This window comes from Haloarcula sp. CBA1127, assembly GCF_001485575.1.
In the GTDB taxonomy this organism is placed as follows: domain Archaea; phylum Halobacteriota; class Halobacteria; order Halobacteriales; family Haloarculaceae; genus Haloarcula.
The window spans coordinates 1,264,960-1,288,400 of the sequence record NZ_BCNB01000006.1; the positions used below are offsets into that span (position 1 = coordinate 1,264,960).

Here is a 23,441-nt window from a genome sequence, read left to right on the forward strand (position 1 = left end):
AGGGGTAATCCGGCGGTATGGCAAGAGAGCAGACCGAAGTTCGAGAGCTCGACGAAGGTAGCTACGTCATGATCGAAGACACGCCGTGTAAGATCAACTCCTACAGCACGGCCAAGCCGGGCAAGCACGGCAGCGCCAAGGCCCGAATCGACGCCAAGGGTGTCTTCGACGGGAAGAAGCGCTCGCTGTCCCAGCCCGTCGACGCGAAGGTCTGGGTCCCGATCGTCAACCGGAAGCAGGGCCAGGTCGTCTCGACTGACGGCAACGACGCTCAGGTGATGGACCTCGACACCTACGACACGTTCACGATGCGCGTCCCCGAGGACATCGACCTCCAGCCTGACGACGAGATCGAGTACCTCCAGTACGAAGAGCAGCGCAAGATCACACGCTCGTAACGATGCTGCCCGGTGCGGGGGCCGACCGCGGGGCGGCCGACTACGCGATCGTGGGCGCGCCGCTTGACGCATCGACATCGTTTCGCCCCGGCGCACGCTTTGGCCCCGACCGCATCCGCAAATTCGGCCAGCAGTTCGACGACTACGACCACCGCACCGACCAGCACTTCACTGATTGTTCCGTCTACGACCACGGCGACATCGGTCCCACGGCCGACGTTGCCGAGTACCTCACGTATCTTCAGGGTACCCTCTCGGATTTCAGCAGCGACAGGGCTGTCCCGCTCGTCGTCGGCGGCGAACACACTGTCTCGGTCGCTGGCGTGCGCGCGCTCGCTCCGGACGTGTTTGTCTGTCTGGACGCACACCTCGACTTGCGGGAATCCTACGCCGGCGACGAGTACTCTCATGCGACGGTGACCAACCACGCGCTCTCGGTGGCCGACGAAGCGGTCGTACTGGGCGCACGCACTGGCTCGGAAGCCGAATGGGACCGCGCGAGCGAAGCCGACGTGACCGTGGTTCCGCCCGAAGATGTTGCCGACTGGTCGCCCGCGTTCGACGACCAGCGGGTGTACCTCTCTGTGGACATCGACGCCGCCGACCCCGGGTTCGCGCCGGGCACCGGGACGCCGGAGCCGTTTGGTCTCGACCCACGCGAGATGCACGACGTGGTCCGGGCCGTCGCACCCCAGGCCGTCGGTTTCGACGTCGTCGAGGTCAACGACCGCGACGACGGGCAGGCGGCGACGCTGGCCGCGAAACTCCTTCGTGCGTTCGTGTTCGCCCACGCGGACCAGCGCTAATCGAAAAGATATCCGAGTCTCTTCCAGCCGTCGCGTTAGCAGATGACCCGGTCGATATCTAGCGGAGATGCCCGCCGGACAACTGCGTCAACTGGGTCAGCGACCGCCGAGAGGTTATCCGAGTCGCCATCGAGAACCAGTAGCGCGGCCCGGCGACCGGGTTCGATGACACCACAATCGAGACCGACTGCTTCAGCTCCAGCGGTCGTCGCCATCCGTAGCACCGTCTGCGAAGAGAGGTCAAACGTCTTTGCGGTGTACTCCATCTCACGGAACATAGACGGAGCATTCAGCATCACGTTATCCGTCCCGAGCGCTACGTCGGTGTACTCTAGCAGCGTCTCAATCGGTGGCCGGCCGACCCCGAGGACGCGGTTCGCACGGGGACAGACCGCAATGGGGACGTTCTGGTCGGCGACCCGTTCGAGGTGCTCCGCCTCGGCATGGACCATGTGGACCAGCAGGTCCGGGTCCAGATCCAGCGCCGGGTGGATATCGGTGGCGTCCGGCTCGCCGGCGTGGATAGCGAACGGAACCGCGCGCTCCTCGGCGGCGGCCCGCTCGGCGGTGAAATCGTCGTCGTTCGCGCCACTGGCACCGAACCCGTCAGCCACATCGAGCACCGCGGAGTCGTCGCTCCCGAAGATGAAGTCCTCAATATCGAGTCCCGAAGCGGCCTCGCGGAGCGCGGTTGCGCCGTCGACGCCGAACTCCCGGAAGTCGAGAAACGCTGCGGTACCGGTTCGCTGCATGAACCGGAGTGTGCGGTGCATCGCCGCAATTAGCGTCTCGTCGTCGGCCGCTTCGATTTGCTGGTGTTTCAGGCTGTCTGGCGGGACCACTGCTTCCTCCAACCCAAGCCCGACGGCTGCCTCCTTCGCAACAGAGTCGCCAACGTGGGTGTGTGCGTTCACGAACGCCGGCAGGACAATGCGGTTGTGGTCGCTTTCACGGGCCGGCGTCTCCTCGATGGCCGTTATGTACCCGTCTTCGACGACAACGCTGCCGTCGACCGGTTCGAACGACCGCCCGGCAAGGATAGTGCCCTCGATTCGCTCCATGCGATAGCGAGGGAGCGGAGCTATATGTGTCTCATGGAGGCACAATCTGTTCTGTTCATCGTGAGCCACGGTACACTGATACGCCCGGCGTTGGACAGTCTACGTATGAGTGGCGGTACCACAGTTCCAGAGGACCGCGCGCTGTCGTCAGACGACTGGCCCCATCCAGCCGAGCGCCGGTACGCGGACGCACAGGCCCGCCTCGCCGATCACTACGACCTCGCCGTCGAGTCACGTGTGACAGAGACGGACGCCGCGGGTCGCGTTCACTATCTTACTGGCGGGAACCCGGATGGCGACCCTGTCCTCCTTCTTCACGGCGTTGGAACGCCAGCAGCGACGTGGCTCCCGCTGTTCTCGTCACTTACCGACGAGTATCGTGTGTATGCTCCCGACAGACCCGGCCTCGGCCTTTCGGCCGCTCCAAGCTACCGGGATCGGGACCTCCGGTCGTTTCTGGTGGCGTACCTGCTGGAACTGCTCGATGCCCTCGGGATTGACCGACCCCACGTGGTCGGCAACTCCCACGGCAGCCTCCAGTCGTTCCTGCTCGCACTCGACCATGACCGCGTGGACCGGCTGCAACTGGTCGGCGCACCGGGCGGCGTCTCGCGGGACCTCCCGCTCCTGTTTCGTCTGCTGACGGTCCGCGGCCTCAACCGCGTGTTGCTGTGGCTGCTCAGCCGCGGTGACCCGGTCGAAAACGCGAGGCAATCGATGCAGCGGGTCAATGTCGTCGACGCCTCGGCCATCCCTGAAGCGCTCTATGAACTGCTCGCCGCCGGGCAGGCCTTGCCCGGCCGGCCGGAGAGCCAGCGGTCGCTGGCGACGGCACAGGGGTCGTACGGCCGAGCCCACCCGTTGTTCGATATCCGGAACGAAATTGTGCGGATCGACCGCCCGACGCAGTTCATCTGGGGGACGGGGGATGCTTTCTATCCGCCAGCCGTGGGCCGTCCCGTCGCCGAAAAGATGTCAAACGCCGAATTCCACGAACTCCCGGGACACGGCCACACGCCGTGGCTGGAACCGGGTGACGAAGTCGAAGAACTGGTTCGGGCGTTCTTGGATAAATAGGCGTTTTCAGTATATTACATCGTAAACGACGGCCTGGGGCTAGTTCTGCTAAGACCGCCATGTCCGTTGCTGGCTGCCTGGCATCCAATACAGCAAGTAGTCTTTTAGTAAACAGGCCATCTCTTTTGCGAGCATGGACCAGCTATCGTCGTGTTATTTCTGTGGCGGCGCGCTCGATGTCTCGCTCTCCGAATATCCGATTATCCCGAAATCGCTGGACCCGGAAGCCGAGGAGCAGGGGACCGTCGTCCTCTGCTCGACCTGCCGGGAGAAGCTCGCAACCATCGTCGAACCGGCCGTTGAGGCAGCGAAGGTGGACGCCCGCGAGACAGCGGAAACGGCTGGCGATGCTGGGACAACGGAGCCGCCGGGACTGCTGGACGAATCCGAGACACCGACGACTGACGACCCGCTGACCGACGAGCCGACAACCACCGACAGCGTGGTTGAAACGGCCGATGACGGCTCGTTGCTGGGCGACGATAGCGTGAGCGCGGCGGGACAGGAACAGTCGTCGAAATCACCGGAAAATGAGGACACGGCTGCGGAGTCCGATTCGACGAACGCGGCAACGGAGGACACCACGGACAGGCAAATGGCGGAACCGACTGCGTCGAGTGGCTCGGCGGCCAGAACTGAGAGCGGAGACACCGAACGTGGTTCGGACAGCGACGACAACGATGGCAGCGACGACAGCCCCTCGCTGACGAAACTGGAGTACAACAAAGTGATGCGCTTGCTCCAGAACCGCGAGATGCCAGTCGACCGTGCGGAGATCCGTGAAGTCGCGGTCAACGCCTACGACATCGACGGTGAGCAGTTCGACGCCATCATCGACGCCGCGGTGGACCGGGACCTCATTGGGCAGGCGAACGGCCAGTTGGTCGAATCGGATGGGTAGCCAGACGCCGGTAGAGAAAAGCATACCACCGGCCATCTCGAAGCCCGCGCTATGAACGCAGGAGACATCGCGGCACGTCTTGACGATAGACTCGACATCGAGGCTTACGCCGACATCGACGCCAGTCCGAACGGGCTGCAGGTCGGGCCGGCAAGCCAACCAGTAGAGCACGTCGCCTTCGCAGTCGATGCAGCTGTCGAAACCATCGACCGCGCCGACGAGGCAGGCGCTGACCTGCTCGTAACGCACCACGGCATCGTCTGGGGTGGGATGGAGCGCGTGACGGAAACCAACTACCGCCGCGTCGCACCGCTGATCGACAACGACCTCGCGCTGTACGTCGCTCACCTCCCGCTGGACGGTCACCAGTCGCTTGGTAACGCCGCCGGTGTTGCTGACCTGCTGGACCTCGACAACCGTGCCCCGTTCGGGTCAATGGGCGGCGAGCATATCGGCCAGCAGGGGACCCTTGCAGAGCCACAGACAGTCTCCGAACTCGCAGATTCGCTCGAAGGTGATACAGACACTGGCGGACAGCCGGTTCAGGTTCTGGACTTCGGCCCGTCGACCGTCGAGGACGTTGCCATCGTCACCGGCAGCGGCGTCGACTGGCTACAAGAGGCGGTCGAGACGGACGCCGACGTACTCATCACCGGCGAAGGGAAACAGAAGGCCTTCCACGAGGCGCGCGAGCAGGGGATGCACGTCATTCTCGCTGGCCACTACGCGACCGAAACGTTCGGTGTCCAGTCGCTCCAGACCGTCGTTGAGGACTGGGGGCTGGAGACGACCTACATCGACTGCCCAACTGGCCTCTGAGGCGATGGCTGATGGCGTTTCTTACGAGGGCATTGCTTCAGATGCGGACCTTATGGCCTGGTCGCGAGAGTATTGCCGGCGAGTCCGCCGCGAGCACGGCGTCTCGGTTCGGTTCGACCTCGTCGACTGGGACGTGTCTCACCGGGCCAAGCGTCGGGCCGCCGCGGTCAAGCGGCCGAAACTGGATGACGCCACTGTCGGCCAGCGGTACGACTGGGACAGTGTCGAGGGGAGCGACGGCCGCCCGCTCCCGTGTACGGTGTCGCTGACCTGGGACGCCTTTTCGGCCTTCGAGCGGGACACCTGGGAGGCGACGCTGCGCCACGAACTCATCCACGTCGAGCAGTACCAGCGCGACGGGACGACCGACCACGGCCGGGCCTTCCGGGAGCGGGCTGACCAGCTTGACACTGATGTCCACTGTCCAGTCTTCACCGACCCGAAGCACGTCCTCACCTGCGAGGCGTGTGGCGGTCTCGTTGCCCGACGCTATCAGGACTGTCCGCTCGTCGAGCAACGCGAGCAGTACCGGTCTGACTGCTGTGGGGCCTCGCTGGAGCTGGGCTGACTACAGTAGGAACCTGATGACCCAGAGGACGCCCATGCCGGTCACCATCGTCGCGAACACGTCCTCGGTCCGCCAGGCAACACCCGCTGCGAGCGCGCCGGCGATGAACTTGTCTGGGGCGAAACTACTGGCGTCGAGGGTCACGAACGACGGGAGGACAAGCGCAGCGAGGACGGCGGCGGGGACGAACCGCAACACCTGCTCGACGACCGGCGGAATCTCGTCGAGCCGCCCGAACAGCGCAATGAAGGAGAGCCGACAGGCGTACGTCAACACGCCGATGACAGCGATGACACCGGCAATTTCAACCGGACCGTAGTTAGTCGCCATCGGTCCCTCCCGTGGCGGACTCGGTGAGAACACCAGCGGTGATGCCAACGCCGGCCGCGACGAGCAATCCGAGGTTGAGCGGGAGCCCAGCGCCGACGACAGCGATGGCTCCACCGACGACAGCAGCAACCCCGGTCGATGCGTCCTCGATTGCCGGGACCAGAATCGCGAGGAAGACGAGCGGGATAGCGAATTCGAGACCCCATGCGTCGGGGACGCCGGTGCCGAGTAGCGCCCCCGCGATAGTTGTGACCTGCCACACTGCCCAGAGCGTCACGGCGACGCCGAGGTAGTACCACTTCCGGTCCGTCTCGCTGTCGGACCGGTAGCTGGCGACCGACAGCGCGTACGCCTGATCGGTCAACACGTAGGCGAGGACGGCTTTCCACCGGCCGGTGAACTCACGGAAGTACGGCGCAATCGATGCCGAGTACATCAGAAGCCGGAGGTTGATGACGACTGCCGTTGCAACGACAACCGTCAGCGGTGCGTTCTGTCCCAGCAACTCTAGCGCCGCGAGCTGTGATGCGCCGGCGAAGACGACCACAGACAGTCCGACTGCGGCTGGCAGCCCGAGCCCGGCGTTAACCGTCGCGATGCCGGCAACGAGGCCAAACGGGATAATCCCCAGCAGAAGTGGCGCAACATCGCGAACGCCACGCCGAAACGAAGCGGTATCCATAGCTCTTCATCCAACGCAGGGGTGTCTAAGCCCTCCGTTTCAGTGGCAGTATGTGACTATTAACCAACGTATCGCCCGTATCAGCCGTGGCGAACCACGACGTTGAAACCCGCCCGCGCTCGACTGCACAGCAATGAGCGACCACACCGACGAGCGAGAAACGTTCCATCACGACCCCATTGGGCACGCGGAAGCCCGGGCTGGAATGACGGTCGGCGAACTGGCTGACAGCTACGGCGAGGCCGGCATCGGCGCGAGCGACATCCACGAGGCCGTCGATATCTACAGCGAGATGCTCGACGACGACGTGACGACCTTCTTCGGACTCGCCGGTGCGATGGTCCCCACCGGGATGCGGGCCATCGTCAGCGAACTCATTCGCGACGGTCACATCGATGTGCTCGTCACGACGGGGGCGAACTGCACCCACGACAGCATCGAGGCCATCGGCGGCAAGCACCACCACGGCGAGGTGACGCCGGACGGTCAGACCGAGCGCGAACACGACGAGACACTTCGTGACGAGGGCGTCGACCGCATCTACAACGTCTACCTCCCGCAGGAGCATTTCGCCCTGTTCGAGAACCACCTCCGGGACGAGGTGTTCTCGACGCTGGAAGACGAAGGAGCGGTTTCGATCCAGCGCATGACGGAGGAACTGGGCCGGGCCAACAGCGAAGTCAACGAGCGCGAGGACGTGCCCGAGGACGCCGGCGTGCTGGCGGCGGCCTATGAGAACGACGTGCCGGTGTACTGCCCGGCCTTCCAAGACTCCGTGCTGGGCCTGCAAGCGTGGATGTACTCCCAGACCAGTGAGTTCACGGTCGATGCGCTTGCGGACATGACCGACATCACGGACATCGCGTACGAAGCCGACAGCGCTGGCGCGATGGTCGTCGGCGGCGGCGTCCCGAAGAACTACGTCCTCCAGACGATGCTCGTCTCGCCCGACGCCTACGACTACGCCGTCCAGTTGACGATGGACCCCTCGAACACCGGCGGTCTCTCCGGCGCGACGCTCGACGAGGCCCGCTCGTGGGGGAAACTTGAAAAGGACGCCCGGAATGTCTCGGTGTATGCCGACGCGACGATTACACTCCCACTGGTCGTGGCTGCGGCCCGTGAGCGCCACAGTACGGAAGCGTAATCACTTCAACGGAGGCGGCTACAGACCCGACCGTTGTGGGACACATCTACTGAGAGGAATATATTCATCATATAAACGGTCTTTCACGACCGCTCGGCAGCGGTACTTAGTATGTCACAGCACATCGGTCGGCGAACGTTCGTCGAAGGAACGGCGGCGACGCTGGCGAGTTCCGGGATTGCAGAGAGCACAGCAGCACAGGAAGCCAATGGCGGCGAGTCGGACACCGATGACGCCACCGACACGGAGGGCGAGAGAATGACCGACGACACGACGCTCATCGCCCACCGCGGGTTCGCCGGCGTCTACCCGGAGAACACAGAACTGGCGGTTGAGGCCGCTTCGTTCGGCGGGCCGGGAGCCCAGACGGCCCACCGGCGCGCCGACATGGTTGAGGTCGATGTCGTGCCGACCGCCGATGGCACGCTCGTCACCTTCCACGACAACGGACTGGCCGAACGCGACGGCGGCGAGCGCGGGCTGACAGACACCGAGGGACTCGTTTTCGAGACCGACACGGATACTGTGACAGGCGCGACTGTCTTGGGGACCGAAGAAACGGTCCCGACGCTTGAGATCGTCATGGACTCGATTCCATCGAGCGTCGCTGTCAATCTGGAGTTCAAGAACCCCGGCAGCGAAGACCTCTCGTTCGCCGAATCGTTGTCGGACCGGGCGCTGTCGACGCAGCGAGAGTTGTGGCAGCCCTACACCGAGCGCGTGCTCGATCTCGTCAGCGAGTACGACAACGATATTCTCGTCTCGTCGTTCTACGAAGCTGCGCTTGCGACTGTCCGTGATTACGACGACTCGGTCCCCGTCGCCTGCCTTTTCTGGGATAGCATCGAGGAGGGACTGGAGGTCACCCGCCGCTACGACTGCGACGCGATGAACGTCCCCCGGCACATGGTTCAGGGAACGCCCTTCTTCAACGACAGCGAGTATATCGACTCCGACCTGAGCGACATCGACCTCGTCGACATCGCCGACGACGAAGACCGAGACCTGAACGTCTGGACAGTCAGCACGTGGTATCAGGCCCGCGAACTGGTCCGGGCCGGCGTCGACGGACTCATTTCCGACTACCCCACTGTGCTCTCGGTTCAAGACTGACGAATGCCGATGCCGAATGTTGAAGGGCCGACCGGCCGACAGCGATAGTATGGAAGCACCGACCGGGGACGCAGGAATCTACGCCCGTGAGTCGTCGTATCTCGACCGGTACGTCCAGCTTGGAGAAGCCGGCGACCGGATCATTTCGCTGTCGTTTCCGTCCCAGCCGGAGGCCGACGCTGGCGAGGACCACGCCCTGCTCGACCGCATCGACGAGTACCTTCAGGGGGTCGAAGACGACTTCACCGACGTCACCGTCGGCCTCACCGTCCCGACCGACCAGCGCACAGTACTGGAAGCCGTCCGGGAGATTCCGTACGGCGAGGACGCCTCCGTCGCACAGGTCGCGCGCATGACGCCGGATCTGGACGATGACGACGAGGACGACCTCGCACAAGTCCGGGAGGCACTGGCCGCGAACCCCGTGCCGCTGTTGATTCCAGACCATCGGGTTCGGGACGGGCCGAGCGCCGCGCCGCCGCCAGTCGAGCAGAAGCTCCGGGCTATCGAGGGCCTCTAGGCCCAGAACCGGTCGACGCCCAGCCCCTCGTGGACGATCAGTTCGAGAGCGTTGACGAGGTAGTGCGCGACGACGACGGCGAGTAAGCTGTTTGTCGCGATGAACAGGCCAGCGAGCGCCAACCCCAGCGTGCCGGTGACGACGATACCCACCCGGCCCTGTGCGCCGTGGCCCAGCGCGAAGGCGACGGAGGCGACGATGGCCATCGCCCACGCCGGTGCGTTGAGGCCGGCCACGGGGACGCCGATAGCCGCCGCCCGGAAGAGCAGTTCCTCGACGACGGCGATGACCGGCAGGACACCGCCCAGCAGGACGACCCAGCCCCCGGCTGAGTCCGGAGCGAGCAGTTCCCGCAGCGACTCGTCGAAGGTGACGCCGAAACCGTCTGCCAGCGCAGCGGCACCCTCGTTCCCGACCCAGAAGCCGACCCCAGCGCCGATACCGATGGCCATTGCTGGCAGCCCTGTCGAAAGTGCGTCACTGGTGATTCCGAATGCACTGGCCGGGATTTCGAAATAAAACGCGCCGGCGACTAGCAGCACGCCGAACAGCCCCTGTGTGAACGCGACGTTGGCAAGCAACGCCCCTGTCGAGACATCGCTCGGAGCGAGCGTGTCGCGCATCTGCTGTCGCTGGGCCGCCGCTCGTTGGGTTTCGAACCGTGGGATCGTCGGGTCCCTGTCGGCCATTGAGACGCCGTCAACTGTGGACGAGACGCCGCCGTCGGACCGGACGGCTCCCTGCGAGAGCCGTGCGAGACCGAGAAGCGCGGTTAAAAGAAACCCCGTCAGGCCGACAAATGCGGCCCACTCGGGCATTTATTGCGGACTTGGACTGCCGCCCTGCCGGCCGACCTCGTGGTCGAGTGCCTTGCCCGTGATGGACTTGAGGCGGTCGACCAGCGAGTCCTTCTCGGCTTCGCCGGCGAGTGCGACCTCGAGGACCTCGGAGATGTGCGAGACGGGAATGATCTCGATCATGTCCTCGTACTCGTCCTCGATCATCACGTCCTGCGTGTTCGCCTCGGGGATGATGACCGTATCGAGGCCGGACTTGGCGGCCGCCTCGATCTTGTGCGTGACACCGCCGACCGGGAGCACGTCACCCCGGACCGACAGTGAGCCAGTCATGGCGAGGTTCTGCTTGATCGGAACGTCTTCTATCGCGGAGATAACCGCGGTGGCGACGGTGATAGAGGCGGAGTCGCCGTCGACGCCGCCTTCACCGGCCTGGACGAACTGGATGTGAACGTCCTTCTCGGAGATGTCCTCGTCAGAGAACTTCTTGATGATCGCCGAGACGTTCTGGACAGCCTCTTCGGCCATCTCCTTGAGCTGTCCCGTGGCGATGACCTGCCCGGGGCCCTGTGACGGGCTGACCTCGGCCATCACGGGGAGGACGATACCGCTGTCCTCGCCCATGACGGCGAGCCCGTTGACGCGGCCGACTACGTCGCCCTGATTGACGGTGAGCTCGTAGTCCTTGCGGCGCTCGATGTAGTTGTCCGCGAGCTGTTGCTCGATGGACCGGGAGCGTCGTTTGGCCTGCAGGACATCTGCGCGCTCGGTGCGGTCGCGGTCCTCGGCGCGGGCGATGTCGCCAGCGACGCGGACCAGTCCGCCAAGGTCACGGAACTTCAAGCTGAGGTGGCCTTTCCGGCCGGCGCGACGCCGGGCCTCCAGGATGAGCTCCTGAACGGCCTCCTCGGTGAAGTGCGGGAGTCGCCCGTCGTTTTCGACTTCCTGGGCGATGAACCGGGCATACTTCCGTCGCATCTCGGGGTCGTCCTCGATGGTGTCGTCCATGTACACCTCGTACCCGTACCCCTTGATACGGGAGCGTAGCGCGGGGTGCATGTTCTCCATCGCGTCGAGGTTCCCCGCGGCGATCATGATGAAGTCACAGGGGACGGGCTCGGTCTGGACCATCGCACCCGAAGACCGCTCGGACTGGCCCGTAATGGAGAATTCGCCCTCCTGAATGGCCGTCATCAGCTTCTGCTGGCTGCGGATGTCGAGCGTGTTGATCTCGTCGACGAACAGCACGCCCTTGTTGGCCTGGTGGATCGCGCCGGGTTCGACGCGGTCGTGGCTCGGCGTCTCCATCCCACCGGACTGGAACGGGTCGTGACGAACGTCGCCCAGCAGCGCACCGGCGTGGGCACCCGTGGCGTCCTCGAACGGCGCGGTCTTCTGGTTGGCGTTGTTGACCAGCAGGTTCGGGATCATCGCGTCGCTGCCGCGCGAACCGTAGCGGAACGCGAGATAGATGACACCGGCCGCGAGAATCCCCAGCAGGACCTGCTGGACGAGGATCAGGGCGTAGCCGATGACGATGGCGATGATAATCCACATGAGGAATGTCCGCATCTGGTTGCGCTTACGGGCCTCCTCCTTGTGGGCCTCGACGATCTGTTCCCCTTTGCCGCCGGGGACGGTGCGAACTTTCGGCTCGTTGCCGTCGTCGGGATTGTGGTAGACGAGAACGTCCTGCAGTTCCTCCCGCGGAAGCAGTTGGGACATCGCCTTCGCCAGCATCGACTTCCCCGTCCCGGGGGAGCCGATCATCATCACGTGGCGGCGCTGTTTGGCCGCCTTCTTGATCACGTCACGGGCGTGGTCCTGCCCGATGACCTGGTCGACGAGTCGGTCTGGCACTTCGATGTCGGCGGTCGACTCGATTTCGAGACCGCCGAGGAGATTCTCCTCGTCTCCGTCCAGTTCAGACTCGCCGTCAACTTGGACATCGCTTCCGAGTGTCGTTTCGGACGTTTCTCCCTCGCCGGCCCATCGGTCCTCAGACGGGTCGGATGGCTCGTCGGCTGAGGGATCAGAGGCAGGTTCGTTGGGGTCCTGTTTGGCCCCGTTGGTCGACGCCTCTTCCTCCCCAGCGTCGGATGCCTCCCGGTCAGGGTCGGGAGTCGCGTCGGTGTCGGTGTTGTCGCTCATACAAACGTTGCTAACATACTCACGGAAGGCCTGTCGACTGATATACTTTCTCCCCGTGTCGGTTGTTGCAACACCCCTCAAACCGCAGTACAGCGCCCGAATTGGGTGGGGTTGTATTCCGGCAGTACCGCGTCGTCGGGTTTATCAAACCACCACACCCACTGGGGAATATGCGTGGGTTCTACATCGGTCGCTTCCAGCCCTATCATAACGGCCATCACTCGATGGTCGAGCGGATTTCGGAGGAGGTCGACGAACTCGTTCTGGGCGTCGGAAGCGCCGACGATTCACACACCACACACGACCCCTTTACCGCCGGTGAGCGGATCATGATGATCACGAAGGCCGTCGCGGAGTACGACCTGACGACCTACGTCGTGCCCCTCGAAGACATCAACCGCAACGCCGTGTGGGTGAGCCACGTCGAGAGTATGTGTCCGGACTTCGACGTGGCGTACTCGAACAATCCGCTGGTCGTCCGCCTGTTCGAGGAGGCCGGCATCGAGGTCCGCCAGTCGCCGATGTTCGACCGCGACCGACTGGAGGGCAGCGAGATCCGCCAGCGGATGATCGACGACGAGTCCTGGCGCGACCGGGTCCCGTCATCTGTTGTGGAAGTCATCGAGGAGATCCACGGCATCAAGCGACTCCAGCACGTCTCCGACAGCGACTCGCTCGAACGGTACGCCGCCACGGGCGAATCAGTCCCCGAATCACTCGACGACCTCGACGACTGATGATTACGCTCAGTTCCGATTTCGGATCACCGTATCCGGCGGCGATGAAAGGCGTCATCTGTCAGGCGACGGAGGCGCGTATCGAGGATATCGCCCACGATTTCCCACGGCAGGACGTGCGGGCAGCAGCGTTCTGGCTCACGCAGACACTCCCGTACTTCCCGCCGGCAGTCCACTGTGTCGTTGTCGACCCGGGTGTCGGGACCGACAGAGATGCCTTGGTCGTCCGTGCGGGCGACCACGCGCTCGTGGGCCCGGACAACGGCGTCCTCCTGCCGGTCGCCCGCGAACTGGCTGAAAACGAGAACGACGAAGCAGATGGGTTCGAAGTGTTCACCTGGGCCTACGACGACCCGGCGAGTACGACCTTCCACGGGCGGGACGTGTTCGCGCCCGCCGCGGCGGCCGTCCACGACACCGGCGTCGACAACCTCGAAACCCGGCCCGAAACTGCCCTGACCGACGACTACGTCGATCTCCGGTTCCCGGCGGCCGCAGTCGAGGGTGACGGAGCGACCGGCGAGGTCCTCGTCGTCGATGACTTCGGGAACGCCGTGACGAACGTTCCCGGCGAGTTCCTCGCGAACCAGTTCGGCGGGACGGTCGCAGTCGACGGGGTCGAGGCCCCAGTCCGCCGAGCCTACGCCGCCGTCGACCGGGGTCAGCGACTCGTCACCGTCGGCAGCCACGGGAACGTCGAACTCGCCGTCAACCGCGGCCGTGGCGACGAAGCGTTCGGCGTCAGTACCGTGGACGCTGTGGACCTGTCGCTGTGATACCGGGTTATTGCTCGGTGGTTTAGGGACACCAAAAGATCGGTGGGCTTAAGTCTTTTAGGCGAACCTAATCGTCTGTATGCCACAGAGACGTGACTTGCTGAAGACGGTGGGGATCGCTGCGACGGGACTGCTCGCCGGGTGTCCAGGGGTGGGGTCGTCCGACTCGAACACGGCGTCAGCTGATACCGAAGCAGCGACAGAACAGGTAACGGGTGCGGAAACCGACGATAGCGGCGAAAGCGGCGTCACGGTCGGACCGATGACCGCTGTCGCGACCGAGTGGAACGTCTACCGGGCACGGCTGTACGACGCCGTCGCGCTGGGCCGGGCCGGCGCACCCGGTGCCGGGGCGACTGTCGCCCAGAGCGTTTTCGCCCGCTTCGAGGGGGCGTCGGGCGAGTACGGAGCCCACGAACAGCTTGAGTCCACGTCAGAGTCAGCATACGAGGGGTTCGAGGACGCGCTCGGGTCGGTCCAGTCGTCGCTGTCCGAGGGCGATGTGTCGGAGGCCGCTTCGGCCGCAGACAAAGCGTCGGGCCACCTCCAGACAGCGCAGCAGGCCGCTGCCGGACAGCAGGCCACCAGAGCGCTGGACCTGCTCTTGCTGGGCAGTCGGGCGAGCAATGCCGCCATGGCCGGGACGCTGGGCGCTTTCGAGGGGGCCGCCACAATCGCGGAGGAGACGATGACCGCGTTCGAGGACGCGCTGGTGTACAGCCAGATCGAGGAGGCGGACGCGGAGTCGTACGAGGCCTTCGAGAACGCACTGGCCGGAATCGGTTCCGCCGCGGGCAGTGAAGACGCGAGCGGTGTGACCGAACAGGCCCGCGCCGCGCTCGATGCGACCGTCACGGGCTCGTACGCCCTGGTCCAGCAAGAGGCGGTCGCCGGGGCGGGCCACCTCTCGACGATGCAGGCCCGCGGCTGGGACGCGGCCGCGGTCGCGTCCGCCGGCGGTCCCGGGCAGGCCTACGCGCACACGGTCACGCTGAACAGCTACCGGGCTCGCGTCGCGGACGCGGACTGGCTCGCGGCCAACGACGGGGCCGATGCAGCTTCGACGGCCGTCGAGAACGTGTTCGCGCACTTCGAGGGGGCAAGCGCACACGACGCGCTTGAGGAGGCTGACGGCGAAGCCTACGAGGCGTTCGAGGGCGGGCTGGAGGACCTCTCCAGCGCCATCGGGAACGGTAACGCGGACGGTATCGACAGCGCCAGCGAAACGGTCGACACGAACCTCGTCGCCGGAATCGAAGCGCTGGTCGGCGGCGAGGACGCACGGGCCGCGCTGGAGTCAGCGTTCTTCCGCGCCCGCATCGCGGACGCCCGCGAACTGTATCGTCTCGGCGACGCCGACAGCGCGGCGACTATCGTCTCAGACGTGTTCGCCCGCTTTGAGGAGAACGAACTCGGCTTCCACGAGACGATGGAACACGAGAGTGAGGACCTCTACCACCGCTTCGAGGAAGAGCACCTCACCTCGCTACAGTCGGCTTACGAGAACGACGACAGCGAGGCCGTGGCGACCCACCACGACGGGGTCCAGCAGGCCCTGCTTGACTTCGAAGCAGCCCTGTCGACGGCCGTCGCCAGCGGGGCGGAGGCGGATTACATGATCGGTCGGGCTTTCGACGCGGCCGGGCTCGCGGCGCTGTCGGAAACCGACCGCGCGGCGACCGTCATTCAGGACACCTTCGCTCACTTCGAGAGCGGCGCGGCGGGCTTCCACGAGGCGCTGGAAGAGGCCGACGAGGAAACCTACGAGAACTTCGAATCGACACTTGCGGACGTTCGCTCCGCGGCCGAGGACGGCGGGGACGTCACTGCCGCGGCGACGGCGTTCAACGACGAGGCTATCGCGGCGGCGTACGCCATCGCCGGAAGCGCCGGCGGCAACGGGGAGGCCGCGACAGCCATCGTGCAAGACATCTTCGCGACCTTCGAGGAAGCGCGGGTCCACGAGATGCTGGAGGAAGCGGACCACGACGCCTACGAGAACTTTGAGGGGGCACTGAACGACTTCTCGCGTGGGCTTACGAACGGCGACGCGGACCCGTCGGTGTTTGCGGACGCCACCCGAACCGGACAGTTCGCCGTCGCCGGTGCTGTCGATAGCGCTCCGAGCGGGTCTGGTGGCCACAGCGACGAGGAATCCGAGGCGACCGAGTCGTCACTGTCCGGCGGCCCGAACGTCGTCGAGGGCGTTCCCGAGGACGCCGACCACGTCATCGACATGGAAGCAGTAGCGTATGCGCCGGAAGAACTCACCGTCAGCGTCGGCGACAAAGTAGCCTGGGAACACGTCGGCGGCGAACCGCACTCGGTCACCGCTGTCGAGGACGAGATTCCGGCGGATGCGACGTACTGGGCCTCCGGTGGATTCGAGAGCGAGTCGGCCGCACGCGAGGGGTGGGAGAACGGGGAAGGGGCAGTGCAGTCCGGCCAGAGTTACGTTCACACGTTCGAGACGGTCGGCGAGCACGGCTACGTCTGTATTCCGCACGAAGCCGCGGGGATGGTTGGCACCGTCATCGTCGAGGAGTAATTGTCTCCCTCTTTTTGGCTCGCCTAGAAACCGATGGCTTTTTGTGTTTTAGGGTAGCCTAAACAATTGTATGCCGGACGAACAGGCCACGTCGAGGCGGGACATCTGTCGCCGTAGCGAGTCGGGTGCTGCCGTCCCTGTCGTCCGCGCAAATGCCGCCCTACAGGAGGTGAGTGCCAGGACGTGACCGGGTCTTGACCTGTCAGCTTCGACCATCTTTCGCGGCGACGACCACCGTGGGCATAGCCCGTCGCCGCGCGCCACGAGTTTTTCGTGTCTGTCCCGTGGGCGTCTCGCCCCAAGGACGCCCCATTTCAGGTCCTTTGCTGTGGACCACACTGGAATCACCGATTCCCGCCAGCCACCGGTATACGCTTCGTCTGCGCTGAAATCGCCTTTCGGGACAGACGTTTTGAGTCCGCCAGCCTTGGCACCCAATATGCACGACGAGGAGCCAGCGGAGAACATCAGCGGCGGGACCGCTGGCGGTGGCCAGTCGGCAACGTTCGACCCGGAGACGGCAGGGACGCGAGCCGAAGCCGTCGTCGACCGTCTCGGCGAGATGTACTGGACGAAGACCTACGGCGGCCGGGACGCCTTCGAATGCCTCGTCCGGACAATTCTCAGCCAGAACACGTCTGACAAGGCGAGCCAGCCCGCTCACGACGAACTGATGGCGCGGTATGGCGGCGGTGAGGACGCGAACAGCGAGGGAGACACCGACCTCGCCCACGCGCTGGCCGACGCCGACCAGCCCGAACTCGCTGAAACCATCTCCTCGGCCGGGCTTTACAATCAGAAGTCCGAGCGCATCATCGCCCTCGCTCAGCGTATCTGCGAGGAGTACGGCGGCGAAACTGGATTTGATGAGTTCGTCCGAGAGAGCGACCCCGCGGCGGTGCGGTCGACGCTACTCGACATGAACGGTGTCGGCCCGAAGACGGCCGACTGCGTCCTGCTGTTCGCGGGCGGCCGCGGCGGCGTCTTTCCCGTCGATACACATGTCCACCGCATCGCCCGCCGGATGGGACTGGCCCCGGCCGACGCCGACCACGAGACCGTTCGCGAGCATCTGGAGCGCGACGTGCCCGCGGAGAAGTGCGGCTTCGGCCATACCGCGATGATTCAGTTCGGCAGGGAGTACTGCTCGGCCAGAAAGCCGGCCTGTCTGGACGACCCCGATGCGTGCCCGCTGGCGGGCCACTGCGATCAGGTCGGCGTGTATCCGGCCACTGATGAGGTCGTCGACCCCTCGGAAACTGTCTGACACGCTTCACAGTATACTGTCGGTACGGCCGATGTGTGCTGGTCGCTACTTCTTCCCGTTAGAAAACAAACTGTACCGTGCCACGATCGCTGTCGGATTTATCACTCCTATCTTCACCCTGTTTCTCCTGCGAACGCTGTCCTTCACACAGGTCGGTGCCCTCTCAGCAATCTACTCAGGGCTATCTGTCGTCGGCGAGATCCCGACAGGCTACGTCGGTGACAGGCTCGGGCGGCGGGCGAGCCTCCTTCTCAGCGTGCTGTTCACCGTTGTCTCCCTCGCGGGCTTCGTTCTCGCGTCGGGTTTCCTCTGGTACGCCTTCCTTTATGCACTGTGGGCGCTATCGCTGACGTTACGCTCGGGTAGCATGGATGCGTGGCTGTACGATACGCTCACTGAACGACTGGATAACGGGAACTTCAGTCATATCCGTGGCCGGGGCGACGCAGTACAGAAGTGGACTGCAGCGGTCTCGATGGTTGCCGGTGGTCTGCTGTATGGGCTGCACCCAACCTATCCGTTCGTTGCTGCGGTCGGTTTCAACAGTCTCGGCTTTCTCAGCCTGCTCTCACTGCCGAAAAATCGCCAGTACGCCGCCCGGGGTGATGACGGGAACTCCGCCGACCGTCTCGATCCACTGGAAACCGTCTCCGTCATCTACACGTATCTGGCTCGACCGCCGCTTCGGGCACTGATCCTGTACATCGGGCTGTTCTATGCCGTATTGGGCGTTTCTAGCACCTACGTCCAGCCGATGGTCGTCGAGACGCTGGGGCCGTACGCCACCGCTATCGGCGTTCGGGTTCCCGCCGGTGGGCCGATCGCGGCGGCGCGAGCAGGCGAAGCCGGCGCAGCACTTGCGCTCGGACTGGGTGTGCTGTACGCCGCCCTGACAGCAGTGGCATCCGCTGGCGGCTACTACGCGGGCGTAGTTGAGGACTGTCTCGGCGTCCGCAAAGCCGTGGTCGTCGTGCCAGCCCTGACGGCTGTTGCACTCGTGGTACCGCTGTGGCTCGCGCTTGCGGCACTCCCGGCGTTTGCGACGATGCGAACCGCGAAGCCGCTGGTCCAGCCGATCGCTAACGGATACATTAACGACCATGTCGAGGCGGTCGGACGGGCGACGTTGCTCTCCGCGGTGTCGATGTTGCATATGATGCTCCGGACGCCGCTGGCGCTTGCTGCTGGGATGCTGGCGGATGCAACCACGGCGACCACGACAGTCGCAGCGCTTGGCGGCCTGTTTCTCGTCACTGGTGGAGCGGTCTGGCTGTTGGGCGAGATTGCACCTGAAACAGGAGCTGTATCTGGTGACAGGGCCAGCAAATCAGCGTCGTAAATCTATCAGTAGTCGGCCGGAAATCCTCCTCGGCCGGAATTAGATCGAACGCTTCCGGGGCGACAGAGGCGTGCCCCGACGACAGCGCGGTTCTGTCAGTTCGTCTCCCGATTATGCCCGGTGGCCCCAGCGCTCGCCGTCCTCGGCGTAGCGGGCGCTCACGATCCGGTTGAACTGGTCGTCGGACAGCGAGATGTCCGTCGCGCCGACGTTCTCGTCGAGCTGGTCAACGGTGCGAGCGCCGACGATGGGGACGCAGGTAAAGTCCGGCTGTTCGATGAGCCAGCGGAGCGCGACCTGTGCGGGCGTGGCGTCGAGTTCGTCCGCGACGGTGCGGAGTTCGTCAAGGACGTGCCAGCCGCGCTCGGAGAGGTAGAAGTCCTCGAAGCGGTCGGACAGCGAGCCCCGGGAGCCCTCCGGTCCCTCGAAGGCCGTCGGGTCGTCGTCGTCCGTGCGCTCGTATTTGCCCGTGAGGAAGCCGCCGGCCAGCGGCGAGTACGGACAAACGGCCATGTCCTGGTCGGCACACACATCGAGGTAGTCTTTCACGTCGTCGCGGTAGCCGGCGTGGAACAGCGGCTGGGTCACCTCGAAGCGCTCGTAGTCCTCAACGTCGCTCTTCCAGAGGGCTTTCGTGAGCTGCCAGGCGGCCATCGTCGACGCGCCGAGATGGTGGACCTTCCCCGAACGGACGAGGTCGTCGAGCGTCGACAGCGTCTCCTCGATGTCGCTGTGCTCGTCCCAGCGGTGGATGTAGTAGAGGTCGAGATAGTCCGTGTCGAGGCGGTCCAGCGTCCCCTCAATCTGAGCGCGGATGTGCTTGCGCCCGAGGCCGGAGTCGTTGGGACCGGGTTCACCGCGCCCGTCGAAGGGGAAGTACACCTTCGAGGCGATGACGAAGTCCTCGCGGTCGTAGTCGTCGAGCCACTCGCCGATGTACTCCTCGCTAGTCCCGTTAGGATTGCCGTAGACGTTGGCGGTGTCGATGAAGTTGATGCCCCGCTCCCACGCCGCATCGAGCAGGTCGTGGGCCTCCTCACGGTCGGTCTCGACGACGCCGCCCGTCTCCCGGCCGAAGCGCCAGGTGCCGAAACACAGCTGTGAAACCGTCGTTCCGGTCGAACCGAGTCTGGTGTACTCCATATCGGGGGCACGACGGGCGACCCGAAAAAGGGGTACGGTCCCGGCGAAGGCTGTCCGGTATCGGCCGCTCACTCGCTCTGTCGCACCCGCGAATCAGGACTGACTGCCAGATGCTCGGGCGGCCACGACGACCAGCCCGGCCACCAGCACGAACGCCACCAGCGAGAGGTTCGGCACGGTCAGGCCGAGCACGCGGTACTGAATCTGTGCACAGCTGATCGCGCCGATGCCGCAGGTCGTCTGGCTCACCTGGAGCCAAGAGTGATAGGCCGCGATGGCGGCCCCCGGAACCGAAAGCGGCAGCGCCGTCCGGACGACGCTGGGACGGCGCTCAGCGGCGGCAACGCCGAGGACGACCACCAGCGGGTACATCAGAATGCGCTGATACCAGCAGAGCCGACAGGGTGTCAGCCCGAGACCCAGCGAGAGATAGAGGCTACTGGCCGTCGCAACGGTGGCGACGGCAGTCGCCGCGGCCAACAGGAGCCGAGGTCGATCGGAGACGGATCGGGAGTCGACCACAGGAAAGCCAGTGTTTGCTGGCGGAAAAAGCGTTCCGAGAATCAGCCCCTTTCTTGGCTCCCGCTTGACCGGAGCGCCAGCGCTCGCTTTTTCAGGCCTGCCGCCGACAGCCAGCGTATGCCCGACGATTCGGACCCCGAGGCGAACCTCGAACAGTGGAAGTCCGCGATGCAGGAAGAGCACGCTGAGGCCATCGCAAACCCGGACCCCGACGAGTCCCACCAGATAGAGGGCGTGGCACAGGTCACATATCGGGTGACCTTCGACTACGACGCTGACGAGGACGTACTCGACCGGGCCAGCGCCGAGGAGGTCGACGACCTGACCGACCCCGAACTCCTCTCCTGTGCGTGTGGCGTTCGTGGGATGACGCCCGAGGAAGCCCGGGAGCACATGGCCGCCGCTGTCGAGCAGCAGTAACGGCTCGCAGCAGGTGGCACCTCAGTCGTGGATAGTCACGCCGTCCTGGTCGACCGAGATGTCGAGCAGGCTGGTCACATCGTAGTCAGTGTCGTCAAGTGCTGACTCGCCCTGCTTTCGGAAGACGACGACGATGTCAGAGATGTCCGCTCCGATGTCGTCGAGCGCCTCGCAGATGGATGCCATCGTTCCGCCGGTCGAGAGCAGGTCGTCGACGATAAGCAGGTCGTCGCCCGCCTCGATGTCGTTGATGAACATCTCCGATTCGGAATAGCCGGTCGTCTTGTGCAGCGGCACCTCATCCTCAAGGCCGTAGGAGCGCTTGCGGATGACCACGAGCGGGATATCCGTCTGCAGTGAGAGCGCGGTCGCGATGTGGATGCCCATCGCCTCCGGCGCGACAATCTTGTCCACGTCGAGGTCGGCCGCCCGTGTCACGCCGACGACGACCTCACGGAGGAGTTCCGGCTCCAGCATCGGCACGCCGTTGCTGAGCGGGTGGACCAGGTAGGAGTATCCATCCTTGTCGATGATCGGGGCCTCGTGTAGCGACTCGCGGAGCTTCTCCATGCCCCCGTTACCTGAAGCGGGACAATAAACCGTTCGAGGCTCCGCCGCGGTGTGTGCAACGGTAGCACGCTGTGATTCGAACGGTTCGCGCACACTGCCCGCACAGAGGACGACCTCAGTCCGCCGTCGAGGCTGAGCGGTCCTGTTTCGTCTCGAGCGGGCTGTCCTCGATGATGTCCCGGGCGGTGTGTTCGCCGCTGATAAGGCACATCGGCATCCCGATGCCAGGCGTCGTGTAGGCCCCAGTGTAGTAGAGCCCGTCAAGGCCGGCGCGGTGGCCGGGACGGAGCGGCCCGGTCTGGAACAGGGTATGTGCCAGTCCGAGGGCCGTCCCCTGGGGGTCGCCATAGCGCTCGGCGAACTCGCTGACACACGCAGTCTCTTCGACGACGATGCGGTCGCGAAGGTCAACGCCGGTCTGTTCGGCGAGGTCGTCGAGAACAAACTCCCGATACTCTTCACGAATGTCGGGACCGTCGTCCAGCCCCGGCGCGATGGGGACGAGGACGACGACGGCGTGGTGGCCGTCGGGAGCGACTGTCTCGTCGGTCTTCGACGTGACCGAGAGATAGTAGGCAGGGTCGTCGGGCCACGCCGGCCGGTCGAATATCTGCTCGAAGTGGTCGTCCCAGTCCGTCGGCAGGACCAGCGAGTGGTGGGCCAGCGGGTCCACGTCGCCCTCGACGCCGAGATACAGCATGAACGCTGACGGCGCGTACGTCTGGTCGTCCCAGTGGTCCGGGTCGTGGTCGCGGGCAGCGGGGTCAAGCAGATTCTGTTCGGTGTAGGCGGGGTTGGCGTTGCTGACCACGACGTCGGAGGCGACGACGCCGTCCTCGGTGGTCAGTTCGAACGCCCCCGCCTCGCCGGCGATGTGCTGGACCTCGGTCCCGGTCTGAATGTCGACGCCGAGCTCCCGAGCCAGCGACCCGAGGCCGTCGACGACGCCGGCGATGCCGCCTTCGGGGTAGAACACGTTCATGTTCAGGTCGACGTGGCTCATGATGCTGTACAGCGCGGGAGTGTTGTGTGGCGCGCCGCCCAGAAACACCAGCGTGTATTCGAGTAACTGCCGGAGCTTCGGGTGGTTGATGTAGCGGCTGACGTAGTCGTCCATCGAGCCGAACAGTCGGGCCCGCGGCGCAAGCGGGAGCAGGTCGGTGTCGACGTAGTCACGCAGCCGTTCGCGGCCCTCGTAGACGACCCGGTCCATCGCGAGGTCGTAGTTCTGCTCAGCCGTGTCGAGGTAGTCGACCAGCGCGTCGCCGGCCCCGTCCTCGTAGGATTCGAACACCTCGTACGCGTTCTCGCGGTTTGGCCGCATCGTCACACGGTCGCCGTCCTTCCAGAACACCCGGTACTGGGGGTCCAACCGTTCCAGTTCGTAGTAGTCTGCGGGCTCGCGGTCGAAGTGCCCGAAGAAGCGCTCGAACACGTCGGGCATCAGGTACCATGACGGACCGGTGTCGAACCGGAAGCCGTCGCGTTCAAGGACGCCCGCGTGGCCGCCGAGGCGGTCGTGGCGTTCGAGCAATTGCACGTCGGCCCCGGCGTCGGCCAGATAGCACGCAGCCGAGAGGCCGCCGAAGCCGCCGCCGATGACGGTCACCGTCCGGTCGCTTGGGAGGCCATCACGCATAGCAGCCGCTAGCGACTATGATTGAAAAAGGGTTCCTCGGATTCCCAGCGCTTCACAACGGATATCTCATCATTCAAAACAGCGGTCTGTTCCCAGTCTGCTGGAATCCA

The 23,441-nt window shown here is 64.7% G+C and carries 24 protein-coding genes; 15 read left to right on the forward strand and 9 right to left on the reverse strand.

Translation table 11 applies throughout. The annotated features are described in order from the left end of the window. Positions 1–17 precede the first annotated feature (17 nt). The gene (locus AV059_RS11045) at positions 18–398 is read left to right on the forward strand and encodes a translation initiation factor IF-5A (RefSeq protein WP_004515075.1); all 381 of its coding nucleotides are present in this window, start codon (positions 18–20) and stop codon (positions 396–398) included. A gap of 2 nt (positions 399–400) precedes the next feature. Next, the gene (gene speB / locus AV059_RS11050; protein ID WP_058994459.1) at positions 401–1,204 is read left to right on the forward strand and encodes an agmatinase; all 804 of its coding nucleotides are present in this window, start codon (positions 401–403) and stop codon (positions 1,202–1,204) included. A 35-nt stretch (positions 1,205–1,239) separates the two neighbouring features. Here speB and AV059_RS11055 read toward each other — a convergent pair whose 3' ends face one another. Continuing rightward, positions 1,240–2,265 (reverse strand): amidohydrolase family protein, encoded by a 1,026-nt coding sequence (locus AV059_RS11055; protein ID WP_058994460.1) that lies wholly within the window; start codon positions 2,263–2,265, stop codon positions 1,240–1,242. A gap of 105 nt (positions 2,266–2,370) precedes the next feature. On the opposite strand from AV059_RS11055, the gene AV059_RS11060 reads away from it, so the two are divergent. The 4 genes from AV059_RS11060 to AV059_RS11075 all read left to right on the forward strand — a co-directional run bounded on the left by AV059_RS11060 (position 2,371) and on the right by AV059_RS11075 (position 5,630). Continuing rightward, on the forward strand, positions 2,371–3,342 hold the full coding sequence (locus tag AV059_RS11060; protein ID WP_058997571.1) for an alpha/beta fold hydrolase: 972 nt from the start codon (positions 2,371–2,373) through the stop codon (positions 3,340–3,342). A 133-nt stretch (positions 3,343–3,475) separates the two neighbouring features. Then, positions 3,476–4,243 carry a hypothetical protein gene (locus AV059_RS11065; protein ID WP_058994461.1) on the forward strand — a complete coding sequence of 256 codons (768 nt, stop codon included), beginning with the start codon at positions 3,476–3,478 and terminating at the stop codon, positions 4,241–4,243. 51 nt (positions 4,244–4,294) lie between these two features. After that, on the forward strand, positions 4,295–5,062 hold the full coding sequence (locus AV059_RS11070; protein ID WP_058994462.1) for a Nif3-like dinuclear metal center hexameric protein: 768 nt from the start codon (positions 4,295–4,297) through the stop codon (positions 5,060–5,062). 4 nt (positions 5,063–5,066) lie between these two features. Further along, entirely contained in the window at positions 5,067–5,630 is a 564-nt protein-coding gene (locus AV059_RS11075; RefSeq protein ID WP_058994463.1) for a transcription elongation protein SprT, read from the forward strand. Here the strand turns inward: AV059_RS11075 and AV059_RS11080 are convergent, their stop codons facing one another. Both AV059_RS11080 and AV059_RS11085 read right to left on the reverse strand, forming a co-directional pair. Then, on the reverse strand, positions 5,631–5,960 hold the full coding sequence (locus tag AV059_RS11080; protein ID WP_058994464.1) for an AzlD domain-containing protein: 330 nt from the start codon (positions 5,958–5,960) through the stop codon (positions 5,631–5,633). Continuing rightward, on the reverse strand, positions 5,950–6,642 hold the full coding sequence (locus tag AV059_RS11085; protein WP_058994465.1) for an AzlC family ABC transporter permease: 693 nt from the start codon (positions 6,640–6,642) through the stop codon (positions 5,950–5,952). The genes AV059_RS11080 and AV059_RS11085 overlap by 11 nt, the downstream gene beginning before the upstream one ends. 133 nt (positions 6,643–6,775) lie before the next feature. Here AV059_RS11085 and AV059_RS11090 point away from each other — a divergent pair, with 133 nt between their 5' ends. The 3 genes from AV059_RS11090 (at position 6,776) to AV059_RS11100 (ending at position 9,422) form a co-directional block, all read left to right on the forward strand. Continuing rightward, the gene (locus AV059_RS11090; RefSeq protein ID WP_058994466.1) at positions 6,776–7,789 is read left to right on the forward strand and encodes a deoxyhypusine synthase; all 1,014 of its coding nucleotides are present in this window, start codon (positions 6,776–6,778) and stop codon (positions 7,787–7,789) included. 111 nt (positions 7,790–7,900) lie between these two features. Continuing rightward, complete coding sequence (locus AV059_RS11095; protein ID WP_058994467.1) at positions 7,901–8,902, forward strand: glycerophosphodiester phosphodiesterase; 1,002 nt, start codon at positions 7,901–7,903, stop codon at positions 8,900–8,902. Positions 8,903–8,918: 16 nt separating this feature from the next. Next, complete coding sequence (locus AV059_RS11100; protein ID WP_079990756.1) at positions 8,919–9,422, forward strand: MGMT family protein; 504 nt, start codon at positions 8,919–8,921, stop codon at positions 9,420–9,422. Here AV059_RS11100 and AV059_RS11105 read toward each other — a convergent pair. After that, the gene (locus AV059_RS11105) at positions 9,419–10,240 is read right to left on the reverse strand and encodes a CPBP family intramembrane glutamic endopeptidase (RefSeq protein ID WP_058994468.1); all 822 of its coding nucleotides are present in this window, start codon (positions 10,238–10,240) and stop codon (positions 9,419–9,421) included. The two genes, AV059_RS11100 and AV059_RS11105, sit on opposite strands and share 4 nt — an antisense overlap. Then, positions 10,241–12,370, reverse strand: coding sequence for an ATP-dependent protease LonB (lonB, locus tag AV059_RS11110; RefSeq protein ID WP_058994469.1), 2,130 nt, complete (start codon positions 12,368–12,370; stop codon positions 10,241–10,243). Between the two features lie 170 nt (positions 12,371–12,540). Between lonB and AV059_RS11115 the strand changes: the two genes are divergently transcribed. The 5 genes from AV059_RS11115 (at position 12,541) to AV059_RS11135 (ending at position 19,037) form a co-directional block, all read left to right on the forward strand. Then, positions 12,541–13,107, forward strand: coding sequence for a nicotinamide-nucleotide adenylyltransferase (locus AV059_RS11115; protein WP_058994470.1), 567 nt, complete (start codon positions 12,541–12,543; stop codon positions 13,105–13,107). Continuing rightward, complete coding sequence (locus tag AV059_RS11120) at positions 13,107–13,883, forward strand: S-adenosyl-l-methionine hydroxide adenosyltransferase family protein (RefSeq protein ID WP_058994471.1); 777 nt, start codon at positions 13,107–13,109, stop codon at positions 13,881–13,883. Before AV059_RS11115 ends, AV059_RS11120 begins: the two co-directional genes overlap by 1 nt. A 79-nt stretch (positions 13,884–13,962) precedes the next feature. Beyond that, on the forward strand, positions 13,963–16,431 hold the full coding sequence (locus AV059_RS11125) for a DUF5059 domain-containing protein (RefSeq protein ID WP_058994472.1): 2,469 nt from the start codon (positions 13,963–13,965) through the stop codon (positions 16,429–16,431). Positions 16,432–16,870: 439 nt separating this feature from the next. Continuing rightward, complete coding sequence (nth, locus tag AV059_RS11130) at positions 16,871–17,698, forward strand: endonuclease III (protein ID WP_058994473.1); 828 nt, start codon at positions 16,871–16,873, stop codon at positions 17,696–17,698. 31 nt (positions 17,699–17,729) lie between these two features. Next, positions 17,730–19,037 (forward strand): MFS transporter, encoded by a 1,308-nt coding sequence (locus AV059_RS11135; protein WP_058994474.1) that lies wholly within the window; start codon positions 17,730–17,732, stop codon positions 19,035–19,037. A gap of 111 nt (positions 19,038–19,148) precedes the next feature. Here the strand turns inward: AV059_RS11135 and AV059_RS11140 are convergent, their stop codons facing one another. Together AV059_RS11140 and AV059_RS11145 are read right to left on the reverse strand one after the other, a co-directional pair. After that, positions 19,149–20,180: an aldo/keto reductase gene (locus tag AV059_RS11140; RefSeq protein WP_058994475.1), complete on the reverse strand. Its 1,032-nt coding sequence runs from the start codon at positions 20,178–20,180 to the stop codon at positions 19,149–19,151. Between the two features lie 93 nt (positions 20,181–20,273). Beyond that, positions 20,274–20,702, reverse strand: coding sequence for a disulfide bond formation protein B (locus AV059_RS11145; RefSeq protein WP_058994476.1), 429 nt, complete (start codon positions 20,700–20,702; stop codon positions 20,274–20,276). 117 nt (positions 20,703–20,819) lie between these two features. Between AV059_RS11145 and AV059_RS11150 the strand changes: the two genes are divergently transcribed. Next, positions 20,820–21,122, forward strand: coding sequence for a hypothetical protein (locus tag AV059_RS11150; RefSeq protein ID WP_058994477.1), 303 nt, complete (start codon positions 20,820–20,822; stop codon positions 21,120–21,122). Between the two features lie 21 nt (positions 21,123–21,143). Here AV059_RS11150 and hpt read toward each other — a convergent pair whose 3' ends face one another. Both hpt and AV059_RS11160 read right to left on the reverse strand, forming a co-directional pair. Further along, a complete protein-coding gene (hpt, locus tag AV059_RS11155; RefSeq protein WP_004591213.1) occupies positions 21,144–21,692 on the reverse strand; it encodes a hypoxanthine/guanine phosphoribosyltransferase in 549 nt (182 codons plus the stop codon). 115 nt (positions 21,693–21,807) lie between these two features. Beyond that, positions 21,808–23,331, reverse strand: a complete 1,524-nt coding sequence (locus AV059_RS11160; protein WP_058994478.1) for an NAD(P)/FAD-dependent oxidoreductase — start codon at positions 23,329–23,331, stop codon at positions 21,808–21,810. Positions 23,332–23,441 lie beyond the last annotated feature (110 nt).

Bases quoted from the DNA above. Each gene is read 5' to 3' on its own strand.
- AV059_RS11160 (WP_058994478.1), bottom strand. From the start codon at position 23,331: ATGCGTGATGGCCTCCCAAGCGACCGGACGGTGACCGTCATCGGCGGC.
- AV059_RS11080 (WP_058994464.1), bottom strand. From the start codon at position 5,960: ATGGCGACTAACTACGGTCCGGTTGAAATTGCCGGTGTCATCGCTGTC.
- AV059_RS11125 (WP_058994472.1), top strand. From the start codon at position 13,963: ATGCCACAGAGACGTGACTTGCTGAAGACGGTGGGGATCGCTGCGACG.
- AV059_RS11090 (WP_058994466.1), top strand. From the start codon at position 6,776: ATGAGCGACCACACCGACGAGCGAGAAACGTTCCATCACGACCCCATT.
- AV059_RS11135 (WP_058994474.1), top strand. From the start codon at position 17,730: ATGTGTGCTGGTCGCTACTTCTTCCCGTTAGAAAACAAACTGTACCGT.
- AV059_RS11100 (WP_079990756.1), top strand. From the start codon at position 8,919: ATGTTGAAGGGCCGACCGGCCGACAGCGATAGTATGGAAGCACCGACC.
- AV059_RS11065 (WP_058994461.1), top strand. From the start codon at position 3,476: ATGGACCAGCTATCGTCGTGTTATTTCTGTGGCGGCGCGCTCGATGTC.
- AV059_RS11045 (WP_004515075.1), top strand. From the start codon at position 18: ATGGCAAGAGAGCAGACCGAAGTTCGAGAGCTCGACGAAGGTAGCTAC.
- lonB (WP_058994469.1), bottom strand. From the start codon at position 12,370: ATGAGCGACAACACCGACACCGACGCGACTCCCGACCCTGACCGGGAG.
- AV059_RS11105 (WP_058994468.1), bottom strand. From the start codon at position 10,240: ATGCCCGAGTGGGCCGCATTTGTCGGCCTGACGGGGTTTCTTTTAACC.
- AV059_RS11055 (WP_058994460.1), bottom strand. From the start codon at position 2,265: ATGGAGCGAATCGAGGGCACTATCCTTGCCGGGCGGTCGTTCGAACCG.
- AV059_RS11085 (WP_058994465.1), bottom strand. From the start codon at position 6,642: ATGGATACCGCTTCGTTTCGGCGTGGCGTTCGCGATGTTGCGCCACTT.
- speB (WP_058994459.1), top strand. From the start codon at position 401: ATGCTGCCCGGTGCGGGGGCCGACCGCGGGGCGGCCGACTACGCGATC.
- AV059_RS11095 (WP_058994467.1), top strand. From the start codon at position 7,901: ATGTCACAGCACATCGGTCGGCGAACGTTCGTCGAAGGAACGGCGGCG.
- AV059_RS11150 (WP_058994477.1), top strand. From the start codon at position 20,820: ATGCCCGACGATTCGGACCCCGAGGCGAACCTCGAACAGTGGAAGTCC.
- hpt (WP_004591213.1), bottom strand. From the start codon at position 21,692: ATGGAGAAGCTCCGCGAGTCGCTACACGAGGCCCCGATCATCGACAAG.
- AV059_RS11140 (WP_058994475.1), bottom strand. From the start codon at position 20,180: ATGGAGTACACCAGACTCGGTTCGACCGGAACGACGGTTTCACAGCTG.
- AV059_RS11115 (WP_058994470.1), top strand. From the start codon at position 12,541: ATGCGTGGGTTCTACATCGGTCGCTTCCAGCCCTATCATAACGGCCAT.
- AV059_RS11060 (WP_058997571.1), top strand. From the start codon at position 2,371: ATGAGTGGCGGTACCACAGTTCCAGAGGACCGCGCGCTGTCGTCAGAC.
- AV059_RS11120 (WP_058994471.1), top strand. From the start codon at position 13,107: ATGATTACGCTCAGTTCCGATTTCGGATCACCGTATCCGGCGGCGATG.
- AV059_RS11075 (WP_058994463.1), top strand. From the start codon at position 5,067: ATGGCTGATGGCGTTTCTTACGAGGGCATTGCTTCAGATGCGGACCTT.
- nth (WP_058994473.1), top strand. From the start codon at position 16,871: ATGCACGACGAGGAGCCAGCGGAGAACATCAGCGGCGGGACCGCTGGC.
- AV059_RS11070 (WP_058994462.1), top strand. From the start codon at position 4,295: ATGAACGCAGGAGACATCGCGGCACGTCTTGACGATAGACTCGACATC.